This window comes from Streptomyces sp. SID14478 (assembly GCF_010548525.1).
GTDB lineage: Bacteria > Actinomycetota > Actinomycetes > Streptomycetales > Streptomycetaceae > Streptomyces.
This window is the reverse complement of the sequence record NZ_JAAGMG010001226.1, coordinates 1-11,893: the sequence shown is the minus strand read 5'-3', so window position 1 is coordinate 11,893 and position 11,893 is coordinate 1. Positions and strand designations below refer to the sequence as shown.

Here is an 11,893-nt window from a genome sequence, read left to right as displayed (position 1 = left end):
GCGGTGCGCCCGGTCCTGGGTGCGCAGCTCGGTGGCGCCGGTGGCGACGGCGCGCACCGTGCTGGTCTGCGGGTCGACCGTGACCTCCACCTCCACGCCCTCGGCGGCGGCGCCCTGGGCGACCACCGCCCGCTCGGCCTCGGCCCGCACCGCGAGGATCTGCTCCTGGGTGGCCCCCGGGACGATCCGTTCCACCTGCTCCCGCACGAGGGCGAGGGCCACGCCGATCGGGCTGATCACCTCGCTGTGGCGGGCGATGCGCCCTTCGAGACCGGCGTCCGCGGCCAGGTGCGGGGTCACCGCGGCCGCGCCGCCGCCCCCGCCCACCAGTACGGCCGTGTCCCGGTCGAGCCGGTAGTCCCGGATCATCGCGTCCACGACCGACTTCACCTGCGCGGTTCCCGCGTCGAGGACGGCCCGCGCCGCACCGGGCACATCGGTGCCGAGCGCGGCCGCCACCGGGGCGAGGGCGGCCCGTGCCACCTCCTGGTCGCAGCGCGCGAAGTCACCTTCGGGTACCCGCCCGAGCGCGTTCGCCGCGCACGTCATCGTCACGGCGAACCGCCCGCCCGCGGCGTCGAGCACCAGGTAGTCGTCCGGGTCGCCCGCCATGGGGCGCACCGTCGCGACCCGCGCGTCCCGCAGGTCGTCGGGCGAGGCGAAACAGGCGTACGGCAGCCCCGCGATGTGCGCGCTGCGCGGCCCGACCCCACTCACCCGGCCCCCGCCGATCCGCACCATGGACCCGCCGCCGACGCCGACCGTGCGGACGTCGAGGGCGTTGAGGTACGAGGTCCTGCCGAGGATCGTCGCGTGCCGCACGGCCACCTTGCCGCGCCGCACCACGCTGATGTCCGTCGACGTGCCGCCCGTCTCCAGGAACACGCCCTCGCTGATCCGCTCCTGCATCAGCGCGCCGGCGACCCCCGCCGCCGGCCCCGACAGGACGGTGAGCAGCGGGCGGCGGCGCATCTCGTCCAGCGACATGACGCCGCCGTCGCAGCGCATCACCATCAGGGGCGCCGTCACCCCGGCCTTGGTGATGGACGCGTCGACGAGGTCGGCCGTCGCCAGCATGCGGGGCAGGATCGCCGCGTTCACGACGGCCGTCCGCGTCCGCTTTTGCAGCCCGTAGAGGGACGTGATCTCGTGCGCCGCCGCCAGCGGCAGCCCCGTGGGCCGGGCCGCGTCGAGAACGGCCCGCTCGCCCTCGGGCCGGTCCACCCCGAACGGCTCGGTGGCGACGAGGACCTGGGCCTCCTCGGCCGTGACGCGGGCCACCGCGGCCCGTACCGCGTCGGCGTCGAACGGGTCGGCCACGTGCGCGTAGGCCAGCGGAAGGTTCTTGCCCGGGGTGAGTTCGAGCGTGCCGAGCGCGGCGAGGCGACGCGTGAACACGGCACCCGCCCCGCCGCCGATCCCGATCAGCCCGACCTTCGCCACGTCGCCCTCCAGCAGGGCGTTCGTGGCCTGTGTCGTCCCGTGCGCCAGGAACGTGACGTCGGCCGGCGTGCGGTCGACCTGTTCCAGGAGGCGTTCGAGCGCGGCGACGATGCCGTGTGCGACACCGTCCTCGTGGTGATGGCTCGTGGGCACTTTCACCTGGCCCACCAGGGCGAGCGTCGCGGCGTCGACCGCCACGGCGTCCGTGAACGTGCCGCCCACGTCGATGCCGACGCGGATGCGACGGTCAGTGGTCATGTCAGGGCACCTCCTTGTGCGTTGACGTGCGTGCGGTGCTGAAGGCGTGGGGGAGTGAGGGGGGAGAGGGTGAGCCGGGGTGAGGGTCAGTAGCCGCGGACGTCGGGCCAGTGCCGCTGCACGCCCGCCCGTTCCAGCACCCGCCCGAACTCCTCGAACCGCTTGTCCTCGGCCTGCACCTGCTGCGGTTCCAGGTCCTCGGCGAGGCAGTGCGCCGCGAGCGCGCCGGCGACCTCGCCGATGTTCCACTCGACGGGGTGCAGCCGGTAGCAGCCGTTGGTGATGTGGGTGGTGCCGATGTTCTTGCCGGCCGGCAGCAGGTTGCGCACGCGGCGCGGCACGAGTGCGCCGAGCGGGATCTCGAACGGCACCGACCCGATGTCGATGTACGAGTCGCCGCCGGTGGAGGGGTGCAGGTCGATGCGGTAGTTGCCGACGCCGACCGAGTCGCGGTAGCGGGTCCTGCCGTACGCGCCGACCACGTCGATGGCGACGTCCTGCTCGATGACGGTCGTCACCGCCTTGATGCGCCGGGACTCGCGCACGTACGCCGCCTTCGCGAGGCCGTCCGCGGTCCCGGTCACGTCCGGGCGGATGCGCAGACCGGGGAAGCCGGTGCCGCCGTCGGCGCGGGGGGCCTCGGTCTGCAGCCAGTGCAGGACGGAGAGCGACAACTGCCGTGCTCCGCGCAGGGCTTCGGCCTCCTGCCCGATGTACGGCTTCAACCAGTAGTCGTTCAAGGGCCAGTTGACGAGCGTGATGTCGGAGTCGAAGGCGCCGGGGCGGTGCAGCTTGCGAGCCAGGATCCGGCGGAACCCCCACAGCTCCTTGTCCCCGGCGTCCGCGCTCTGATCGGCGCTGACCGCCAGCGGGTCCAGGTCCGGATTGGGCACGAACGTGCGCGGGACCGGTTCCAGCGACCGCGGGTCCGGCGCCTCGAACCCGAGCAGCGGGCCGGGCCAGAAGTCGGGCCGGTAGGAGCGCCAGAAGTCGTAGTCCTCGGGCCGGTCGACCGTGTGGTCCTCGCCCTCGTGGTGCGAGAGCGCGAAGCACACCGTGATGCCCTGCTGGTTGTCGGGCTGCGCCTCGGCGGGCGCGTGCGGCTCCCCGAACTCCCCTTGCGCCTCTGCCCCGTTGGCGTGCTCCACGCCCCCCAGTTCGAGGAGTTCCCCGGTCTCCGTGGCGTCGACGACGTACCGGGCGGCAAGCGTCCGCGGCGTGCCGTCGCGCAGATCGCGCACCGTGACGGAGGTGATGACATCGTTGTCCGCCTCGACGGACACGGCCCGGTGCTCGGTCAGCACGGTCAGCAGTCCGGACGCCCGGTGCGGTGCCAGCATCGCCTCCAGGACGGCGAGGGCGATGCGCGGCTCGTGACAGAGCTTGCTGACGCGCCCGGCGCCGGGATTGAGGTCGGTGAGCGCGAGCGCCTCGCTGCGCATCGGGTACCACTGCCGGTAGTAGGAGCGGATGCCCTCGCGCAGCGCCCGGTACGTCGCGGTCGTGCCGAACTGCTCCACCCACGGGTGCTCGTCCGGCGGGACGGCCTGCGCCGTGAGCTGGCCGCCGATCCAGTCGGTCTCCTCGGTCATCACGACCCGCCGCCCCGCGCGGCAGGCGGCGAGCGCGGCGGCGACGCCACCGAGACCGCCGCCGACGATGAGGATGTCCGGTTCGGATATCACTGTGCTCCCTGTTCTGGTTCGTGTACTGCTTCTGCTGCTGCTACGCGTGCTTGAACTCACGTACGTACTGGGCACGTTGACCCACGGGACGTGCTCGTCATGTGCGTGCGGCGCCCGCGGTCCGCCCCGGACGGAACTCGCACGCCACGAGCGGCTCCTCGGCGTCCTCGCCGGCCACCAGTGCGGCGAGCAGCCGCACGGCGGCGGCGCCGAGCTGGTGCCGGGGGATGTCGAAGCCCATGGGCGCCGGTTCGCCGGCCAGGTCGGCGGGCGGGCTCCCGAGCAGCCCGAGGGAGACGTCCCCCGGGCAGGAGAGCCCCGCCGCCCGGACCGCCGCGTTCAGGGCGCGCCACGCGGAACCGGTGTCGGTCTCCTCGGCCACGAAGGCCGTCACCCCGCCGTCCACCAGCTCCCGCACCCGCTGCGGCGTCAACTCCCGCACGGGGTCGGCGTGGCGCAGCACCGCCTCCGGTCCGGCATCGACACCGGCCGCCACGAGGCCTTCCAGGAAGCCCTGCTGACGGTCCGTCGACGCGGGCGCGTCGTCGTCCTCCCGTACGAGGACGACCCGGCGGTGCCCCAACTCGGCCAGATGCGCGACGACCTCACGGCTCGCGCTCACGTAGTCGGCGCCGACCCAGGCGAGCCCCTCCAGCTCCTCGCGGCGGCCCAGGTGCACGACCGGATAGCCGTCCGCGACGAGCCGCTTCAGTTCGGCGCGCGGTACGTGCCGGCCGAGGAAGAGGCAGCCGTCCGCGAGCCGGACCCGGCTGAGCGCGTCCGGTCCCGCGTCGCCCGCACCGCCCCTGCTCGACCCGGTGAACAGCACCAGGTCGTAGCCGCGCGCGGCCGCCTCCTGCTCCACTCCCACCAGGAACGGGTAGTAGGAGTGCTGCACATCGGTCGGGAAGGTCGCGGTGAAGCTGAAGACGCCGAGCAGGTTGTTGCGGGCGGCGGCCAGCCGCCGGGCGGCCGGGTCCGGTACGTAGCCGAGGCTGCGCGCCGCGTCGAGGACCCGCTGCCGGGTCTCGTCCGAGATCGTCGGTCCCTTGCCGTCGCCGCGGGCCGAGAGCACCAGGGACACGGTCGCCTGGGAGACCCCGGCGAGCCGGGCCACCTCGGCCTGCCGCGGCCGCGACGTACGGCCCGCGGGCGCCGGACTCCGCCCGGGCTTGGCCCGCTTCCTCGGTTGCTCCACGCCTGCCGCTCCCTCGCTCGCACCCAGCTGTTAATGCGCATTACTAATGCGCATTAACGAGCACTGTGGGGGCGGCACCGGGCCGCCGTCAACAGGTGCGACAGAACTTTCCCCACGGATCGCGCAACACGTCGCGCGGGCCTAGCTTGGAGCAGTAGCCGCCGGGCCCCGTCGTGTCCGGCGAACCCGAGAAAGGGTCTCCGCGATGCCCGCTCAACCCGAGGGCGCGCCCGTCTGGGCCGACGCCATGTTCCCGGACCTGGAGGCCGCGAAGGGCTTCTACGCCGAGCTGTTCGGCTGGTCCTACGACCCGAGCGCCGAGGAGTTCGGCAACTACACGCAGGCCACGGACGGGGACGGCAAGCACGTCGCCGCGCTGTCGCCGCAGATGCCCGGCATGGAAGGCGTTCCGGCCTCCTGGAACCTGTACTTCGCCACGTCCGACATCGACGCCGCCGCCGAGCGGATCAAGAGCGCGGGCGGCACGCTCGCGATGGACCCCATGCAGGTCGGCGACTTCGGCACGATGGTGACCGCCCAGGACCCCACCGGCTGCTACTTCGGCGTCTGGCAGCCCGGCTCGCACGAGGGCTTCGAGAAGGTCAACGAGCCCGGCGCCTTCTGCTGGGCCGAGGTCAACTCCCGTGACGCGGCGAAGACCGACGCGTTCTTCACGTCCGTCTTCCCGTACGAAGTCAAGAAGATGGCCGACGAGCACATCGACTTCAACGTCTGGCAGCTGGAGGGCCGGCCGGCCCTCGGCCGGATGCAGATGACGGACGAGTTCCCCGAGCACGTGCCGTCGTACGTGAACGTGTACTTCGTCGTCGAGGACTGCGACGCGGCCGTCGCCACCGTCGAACGCCTCGGCGGGAAGCTGCACTTCGGGCCGCTGGACACTCCCTTCGGCCGGTTCGCGGCCGTCGGTGACCCGCAGGGCGCCGCGCTCTCCGTCATCGACGTCACCGCGGCCACGGGGGAGATGCCCCAGCTGGACTGACGGTCAGTCGGCTGCCGGAAGCGCGAACCCCAGCTCCTTCGCGGCGAGTTGGGGCGTCGGCTGCGCCCAGCGCTCCACCGACACCTGCGTGGACGACAGCGAACGCAGTTCGGCGCGGTCCAGGTACAGAGTGCCGCCCAGGTGGTCCGTCTCGTGCTGGACGATGCGTGCGGGCCAGCCGCTGAACTCCTCGTCCACCGCGCTCCCCCGCTCGTCGAGGGCGCGCAGCCGCACCCGCTCGTGCCGGGCGACCACGGCCTGGTACCCCGGCACGCTCAAACAGCCCTCGTAGAAGGCGGCCCGGCGCTCGCCCACGCCCTCGTACGACGGATTGACCAGGACCCGGAACGGCTGTGGGACGCGCCCACGGGCCGCGCTCACCTCGTCCGGGACGTTCGCCGCGTCCTCGATGACCGCGAGCCGGAGCGGCAGCCCGATCTGCGGTGCGGCCAGGCCCACGCCCGGCGCCGCGTGCATCGTGATGCGCATCGCCTCGATCAGCCGGGCCAGCAGGCCGTCGGAGAGCTGCCCGTCCAGCGGCTCGGCGGGCCGGCGCAGGACGGGATCGCCCGCGGCGACGATCGGCAGCGGCCCCTCGGTGGCGAGCAGGGCCTCGACGTGATCACTCAGTGCTGTGGACGGCATCGCGCCAGCATGCCAACAACGATCACGGGCGGCAACGGCGGATGTTGCCCGGACCCTGCGGCCGTATTGCGGTCGTGTCAACGCGTTGCGACCTCGTGAACACTGTGTGTGCCAGGGAATGCGCGGCCCTGACCTGGGGGTTCGATGGTGTGGACGTCGCGCTGGGGACGTCAGTCGCGCACGCAGGAGAGAAGGGTCCGGATGACGGAGACGTACGAAGGGCGCGCCGCCGTGCGCGCCCCTGGCCAGGCGGCGCATCCGCTGGACAACCCGGCGTACACCGCGCTGAGCGGGCCCCATGCCCACTTCGCCGAGCGCCGCGGCCGCGTGCTGCGCTATCCCCTCGACGTCTCGCCCTGGCTGGCCCTGCCCGACGACCCGGGCCCCGAGGACTGGGCGGACCTCGCCGCGCTCGCCGGACCCGGCGCGGAGGTGCCGCTGCCCGGAACCACCCGCGCCCTGCCGGACGGCTGGGCGCTGACGCAGGACATTCCCGGCGTGCAGCTCGTCGGCGAGGCGGTGGACGCGGCGCACGACCCCGAGGCGGTCCGGCTCACCCCGGCGGACGTGCCCGAGATGCTGGACCTGGTGGCCCGCACTCGGCCGGGGCCGTTCCTGCCGCGCACCATCGAGCTCGGCACCTACCTGGGCATCCGCCGGGGCGGCGTGCTCGTCGCGATGGCGGGGGAGCGGCTGCACCCGCCGGGCTGGACCGAGATCAGCGCCGTGTGCACGGACGCCGACCAGCGCGGCCAGGGGCTCGCCGGGCGTCTCGTGCGGGCCGTCGCCGCCGGGATCGAGGAGCGCGGCCAGACGCCGTTCCTGCACACCGGGGAGCACAACACGCAGGCGATCCGGCTGTACAAGTCCCTCGGCTTCCGGCTGCGCCGCACGACCCGCTTCCGCGCGGCGCGGGCCCCCGAACTGCTGGTGCGCGCCTAGGAGTTGCCGGTCCGCGGCGCCGCGAGAAGGCCGTCCCCCACCCGGCAGCGGATCGCGGAACCTCGGGCAATCGCCACCGACGGATCGCTGCGGACGCGATGTCCCGCTGCCCTCTCCCGAGAGGTGGAGCGGGATCGCTGCGGCGGGCCCCGGGGGCTCAGTCCTCGCGGGCCGCCTCGTTGTAGCGCAGCAGGTAGTCGGCGAACCGGTTCAGGTCCGCCGCGGACCAGTCCGCGAGGCGCTCCCCGAAGATCTGCCGACGGCTCTCCGTCACCTGCGCGAGGATCTCCGCCCCGGCGGCGGTCGGGAGCAGGACCTGGACGCGGTGGTCGTCCGGGTCGACGCGCCGCATCACGAGCCCGGCCCGCTCCAGCGCGGAGACCTGTCTGCTGACCGTCGACTTGTCCAGTGCGTAGTGCGCGGCGAGATCGGTGGCGCGGCAGCCGCCCCGCTCGTCGAGATGGCTGAGCAGGGTGAACGAGACGAGTGACAGCTCGGGGTGCATCCGGGCCGCCGTCGCCCTCGCCCGGCGGGCGAAGGACGTCAGTTCGCGCTGGATGGTCTCCACGGCCGATGCGCGGTCGGCCGGACGGTCGGGCTCTGCCACGTGCGGGTTCCTTTCCGAGACGCCGGCCGCTCGCCCCGACGCTCGTTGCACTCTACAACCGAGGTGTCGCGAGGAAACCGTTACGGCGGGCGCGGCCGCGCGCCGCGCACTAGATTCCGGAGCATGAGCGATACGCCCGAAGTGCCCGAGAGCTGCACCGTCGTCCTCAAGCCCCGGCTGACCAACGCCGAGGGCCGTACCGATCACGGCAACGCCCTGCGCGCCGTGACGGTGACCGCCACCGGCGGCGCGGGGGAGTCCGGATATCCGCGTTACGAGGGTGAGGGGGTCCAGGCCGACATCGACCCGCGCACCCGCACGGTGGAGGCGGTGACCGTCGACGGGGAGGAGTTGCCGTACGGGTGGGTGGCCGAGGTCGCCGACGCCCGGTAGCGGCCCGCGCGGGGGCCGGGCGCGCCTCGGGTAAGGCTTGCCTTGCGTGGCGCAGCTCTCTTTTGCAACTTGTTGCATAAGGGTGTGGGGGTCGTCTAGAACAGTGACGACGACCGCCGCGCACGGAGGGCCCCATGAGCCGTTACCCGCATCTGCTCGCCCCGCTCGACCTGGGCTTCACCACCCTGCCCAACCGCGTCCTTATGGGCTCGATGCACGTGGGTCTGGAGGAGGCGGAGAACGGCTTCGCGCGCATGGCCGAGTTCTACGCCACCCGCGCCCGCGGCGGCGTCGGCCTCATGGTCACCGGCGGCATCGCCCCGAACGAGGCGGGCCGCCCGTGGGCCGGCGGCGCCAAGCTGACCACCGAGGCGGAGGCCGAGCAGCACCGCGAGGTCACCGACGCCGTGCACGCGGCGGGCGGCAGGATCGCGATGCAGATCCTGCACTTCGGCCGCTACGCCTACCACGAGGACCTCGTCGCGCCGAGCCCGCTCCAGGCGCCCATCAGCCCGTTCCCCCCGAACGAGCTGAGCGACGCCGATGTCGAGCAGACCATCGAGGACTTCGCGCGCGCCGCCGAGCTGGCCAGGGCCGCGGGCTACGACGGCGTCGAGGTCATGGGCTCCGAGGGCTACCTCATCAACGAGTTCATCGCCGCGCACACCAACCACCGCACCGACCGCTGGGGCGGCGCGTACGAGAACCGCATCCGTTTCCCCGTGGAGATCGTGCGGCGCGTGCGCGAGCGCGTGGGCGACGACTTCATCCTCATCTACCGGCTGTCCATGCTGGACCTGGTCCCCGGCGGCTCGACGCTGGAGGAGGTCGTGCACCTGGCCAAGGAGATCGAGGCCGCCGGTGCCACGATCATCAACACAGGCATCGGCTGGCACGAGGCCCGCATCCCGACCATCGCGACATCCGTGCCGCGCGGCGCGTACACCTGGGTGACGAAGAAGGTCATGGGCGCGGTGTCCGTCCCCCTCGTCACGACCAACCGCATCAACACGCCGGAACTCGCCGAGGAGTTGCTCGCCGACGGAGCCGCCGACATGGTCTCCCTCGCGCGGCCGATGCTCGCCGACCCGGACTTCGTGAACAAGGCCGCGGCCGACCGCTCCGACGCCATCAACACCTGCATCGGCTGCAACCAGGCCTGTCTCGACCACACCTTCAGCGGCAAGATCACCTCCTGCCTCGTCAACCCGCGCGCCTGCCACGAGACCGAACTCGTCCTCGCGCCCACCCGGTTGAAGAAGCGCGTCGCCGTCGTCGGCGCGGGCCCGGCCGGTCTCGCGTGCGCCGTCTCCGCAGCCGAACGCGGCCACGACGTCACGCTGTTCGACGCCGCGTCCGAGATCGGTGGCCAGCTGAACGTCGCCCGCAAGGTCCCCGGCAAGGAGGAGTTCGACGAGACGCTGCGCTACTTCCGTACGCAGCTCGCACTGCACGGCGTCACCGTCGCGTTGGACACCCGCGTCGCCGCGGCCGACCTCGACGCCTACGACGAGGTCGTCGTCGCGACCGGCGTCAGCCCCCGCACCCCCGCCATCGACGGCGTCGACCACCCGAGCGTCGTCAGCTACCTCGACGTGCTGCGCGAGGGCGCCCCGGTCGGCGAGCGCGTCGCCGTCATCGGGGCGGGCGGCATCGGCTTCGACGTCGCCGAGTACCTCACCGACGGCGGCGAGAAGGCGAGCCAGGACCCGGCGACGTACTTCCGGCTCTGGGGCGTCGACATGGACTACGCGGACCGCGGCGGACTCAAGAAGGCCGAGCGGCCCGTGCCGCCGCGCGAGGTCCACCTCATCCAGCGCAAGACGTCCAAGGTCGGCGCGGGCCTCGGCAAGACGACCGGCTGGATCCACCGCACCGAACTGCGCCACCGCGGCGTCACGATGGTCGCGGGCGCCACGTACGACCTGATCGACGACGCGGGGCTGCACATCACCGTCGACGGCGAGCGCAGTCTCGTCCCCGTCGACACGGTCGTGCTGTGCGCCGGCCAGGAACCGCACCGCTCCCTCTACGACGACCTGCTCGCCGCGGGCCGCACGCCCCACCTGATCGGCGGCGCCGACGTCGCGGCCGAACTCGACGCCAAGCGCGCCATCAAACAGGGCACCGAGGTCGCGGCGGCCCTGTGAGGACCGGGAGGTCACGTGGCCGGGCCCGCCGGCCGCGTGACCTCCCTCACTTAGTCTGGCGTCATGTCACTGCCGCACGCGATCCTCACGGCCCTGGTGGAGAAGCCGTCGTCGGGGCTCGAACTGACCCGCCGCTTCGACAAGTCGATCGGCTACTTCTGGTCGGCCACGCACCAGCAGATCTACCGGGAGCTCGGCAAGCTGGAGCGCGACGGCCTGATCCGCGCCCTGCCCTCCCCGGTCCCGGCGCGCGGCCAGAAGAAGGAGTACGAGGTCCTGCCCGACGGGCGCGCCGAACTGGCCCGCTGGACCGCCGCGCCGCAGGAGCCCAAGACGCTGCGGGACCCACTGCTGCTGCGGCTGCGCTCCGCGGCGGTGGTCGGCACGGACGGCGTCGACACCGAACTGCGCCGCCATCTCGACCTGCACCGGCAGCAGTTGGAGACCTACCGGGACATCGAGAAGCGTGACTTCCCGCCGGAGCGGGACGCCGTGCCGGACCGCCTGCGGCGCGCGGTCCTGCAGGCCGGGATCGACCTGGAGACCTTCTGGGTGGAGTGGCTGGAGCGGACGCTCTCGGAATTGGACCGCTGACGCGTACGACCCGGCAGCGCGTACGGGAGCCCGGCGGGCTAGGCGCCCGCCACCGTCACCTCCGTGGGATCCCAGTCGGCCGGGAGCGGCGCCGGAGGCGGCACCCGGGTCGTGAGCTCCCGGAACTGCGCGGCCCGCGCCGAGTCCGTCACCGCCGCCATCGTCTGCAGCACGTGCAGCGCCAGCGCCCCCGAGGCGCGCGGAGCCGTACCCGTGCGGATCGCGCGGGCCAGGTCGACGACGCCGAGGCCGCGGCCGTCCGTGCGGCCCCGCACGGGAAGCTCGGCCCATTCGGACGCCCCGTTGGGTCGCAGCCGCAGCGGCCCGCCGAACGTGTTCGGGTCGGGGACCGCGAGCGTGCCCTCCGTGCCGATGACCTCGAAATGGGTGTGCGGGCGCGCCGAGTCCCAGCTGAACACGGACGTCGCCGCCGGCCCGGAGGCGAAGTCGAGCAGCGCCGACACATGGGTGGGCACGGCGACGGGGAAGGCCCGTCCGGCCGCCGGGCCAGTGCCGGCCACCCGCTCCTCGCGGGCCCGGCGCACCGACGCCGCGACCCGCTCCACGCCTCCGAAGAGCGCCACCAGCGACGTCAGGTAGTAGGGGCCCAGGTCGAACAGCGGCCCTCCGCCCGGCTGGTAGAAGAACCCCGGGTCCGGATGCCAGCCCTCGGGGCCCAGACTGCGCAGCGCCGTCGACGCGGCGACCGGCGTCCCGATGTGCCCGGCGGTCACCGCCCGCAGCGCGGACTGCAGCCCCGCCCCGAGGAACGTGTCCGGCGCACTGCCCACGAGGAGACCCCGCTCCGCGGCGTCCGTGAGCAGTTTCTCGGCCTCGTCCGGCACCAGCGCGAGCGGCTTCTCCCCGTACACGTGCCGGCCCGCGCGCAGCGCCGCCCGCGCCACCTCGACGTGCGCCGCCGGCACCGTCAGGTTCACCACGAGCTCGACCTCCGGCACGGCGAGCACCGTGGCCACG

The 11,893-nt window shown here is 73.2% G+C and carries 11 protein-coding genes; 5 read left to right on the top strand and 6 right to left on the bottom strand.

Features of this window, described 5'->3' with window-relative positions:
- From G3I40_RS39375 to G3I40_RS39365, 3 genes are all read right to left on the bottom strand, one after another.
- Positions 1–1,701: hydantoinase/oxoprolinase family protein (locus G3I40_RS39375; protein WP_164559617.1), on the bottom strand; the 1,701-nt coding region annotated here is incomplete at its 3' end.
- 86 nt (positions 1,702–1,787) lie between these two features.
- Positions 1,788–3,386 carry an FAD-dependent oxidoreductase gene (locus G3I40_RS39370; RefSeq protein ID WP_164559616.1) on the bottom strand — a complete coding sequence of 533 codons (1,599 nt, stop codon included), beginning with the start codon at positions 3,384–3,386 and terminating at the stop codon, positions 1,788–1,790.
- 97 nt (positions 3,387–3,483) lie between these two features.
- A complete protein-coding gene (locus G3I40_RS39365) occupies positions 3,484–4,584 on the bottom strand; it encodes a LacI family DNA-binding transcriptional regulator (protein ID WP_164559615.1) in 1,101 nt (366 codons plus the stop codon).
- A 205-nt stretch (positions 4,585–4,789) separates the two neighbouring features.
- Here G3I40_RS39365 and G3I40_RS39360 point away from each other — a divergent pair, with 205 nt between their 5' ends.
- Positions 4,790–5,584 carry a VOC family protein gene (locus tag G3I40_RS39360; RefSeq protein ID WP_164559614.1) on the top strand — a complete coding sequence of 265 codons (795 nt, stop codon included), beginning with the start codon at positions 4,790–4,792 and terminating at the stop codon, positions 5,582–5,584.
- Positions 5,585–5,587: 3 nt separating this feature from the next.
- Here the strand turns inward: G3I40_RS39360 and G3I40_RS39355 are convergent, their stop codons facing one another.
- Positions 5,588–6,229, bottom strand: coding sequence for a peptide deformylase (locus tag G3I40_RS39355; protein WP_164559613.1), 642 nt, complete (start codon positions 6,227–6,229; stop codon positions 5,588–5,590).
- A 201-nt stretch (positions 6,230–6,430) separates the two neighbouring features.
- On the opposite strand from G3I40_RS39355, the gene G3I40_RS39350 reads away from it, so the two are divergent.
- Positions 6,431–7,171, top strand: coding sequence for a GNAT family N-acetyltransferase (locus tag G3I40_RS39350; protein WP_164559612.1), 741 nt, complete (start codon positions 6,431–6,433; stop codon positions 7,169–7,171).
- Positions 7,172–7,328: 157 nt separating this feature from the next.
- Here G3I40_RS39350 and G3I40_RS39345 read toward each other — a convergent pair whose 3' ends face one another.
- The gene (locus G3I40_RS39345; RefSeq protein WP_164559611.1) at positions 7,329–7,778 is read right to left on the bottom strand and encodes a MarR family winged helix-turn-helix transcriptional regulator; all 450 of its coding nucleotides are present in this window, start codon (positions 7,776–7,778) and stop codon (positions 7,329–7,331) included.
- Between the two features lie 123 nt (positions 7,779–7,901).
- On the opposite strand from G3I40_RS39345, the gene G3I40_RS39340 reads away from it, so the two are divergent.
- The 3 genes from G3I40_RS39340 to G3I40_RS39330 all read left to right on the top strand — a co-directional run bounded on the left by G3I40_RS39340 (position 7,902) and on the right by G3I40_RS39330 (position 10,915).
- Positions 7,902–8,171, top strand: a complete 270-nt coding sequence (locus tag G3I40_RS39340) for a hypothetical protein (protein WP_164559610.1) — start codon at positions 7,902–7,904, stop codon at positions 8,169–8,171.
- A gap of 134 nt (positions 8,172–8,305) precedes the next feature.
- A complete protein-coding gene (locus tag G3I40_RS39335) occupies positions 8,306–10,321 on the top strand; it encodes an NADPH-dependent 2,4-dienoyl-CoA reductase (protein WP_164559609.1) in 2,016 nt (671 codons plus the stop codon).
- A gap of 63 nt (positions 10,322–10,384) precedes the next feature.
- A complete protein-coding gene (locus G3I40_RS39330) occupies positions 10,385–10,915 on the top strand; it encodes a PadR family transcriptional regulator (protein WP_164559608.1) in 531 nt (176 codons plus the stop codon).
- A gap of 38 nt (positions 10,916–10,953) precedes the next feature.
- Here the strand turns inward: G3I40_RS39330 and G3I40_RS39325 are convergent.
- On the bottom strand, positions 10,954–11,893 hold a 940-nt coding region (locus tag G3I40_RS39325), incomplete at its 5' end, for a Gfo/Idh/MocA family oxidoreductase (RefSeq protein WP_164559607.1).

What these genes read in the sequence shown, in the direction of transcription:
- G3I40_RS39360 (WP_164559614.1), top strand. Translation starts at nt 4,790, where the DNA reads ATGCCCGCTCAACCCGAGGGCGCGCCCGTCTGGGCCGACGCCATGTTC.
- G3I40_RS39330 (WP_164559608.1), top strand. Translation starts at nt 10,385, where the DNA reads ATGTCACTGCCGCACGCGATCCTCACGGCCCTGGTGGAGAAGCCGTCG.
- G3I40_RS39335 (WP_164559609.1), top strand. Translation starts at nt 8,306, where the DNA reads ATGAGCCGTTACCCGCATCTGCTCGCCCCGCTCGACCTGGGCTTCACC.
- G3I40_RS39340 (WP_164559610.1), top strand. Translation starts at nt 7,902, where the DNA reads ATGAGCGATACGCCCGAAGTGCCCGAGAGCTGCACCGTCGTCCTCAAG.
- G3I40_RS39355 (WP_164559613.1), bottom strand. Translation starts at nt 6,229, where the DNA reads ATGCCGTCCACAGCACTGAGTGATCACGTCGAGGCCCTGCTCGCCACC.
- G3I40_RS39350 (WP_164559612.1), top strand. Translation starts at nt 6,431, where the DNA reads ATGACGGAGACGTACGAAGGGCGCGCCGCCGTGCGCGCCCCTGGCCAG.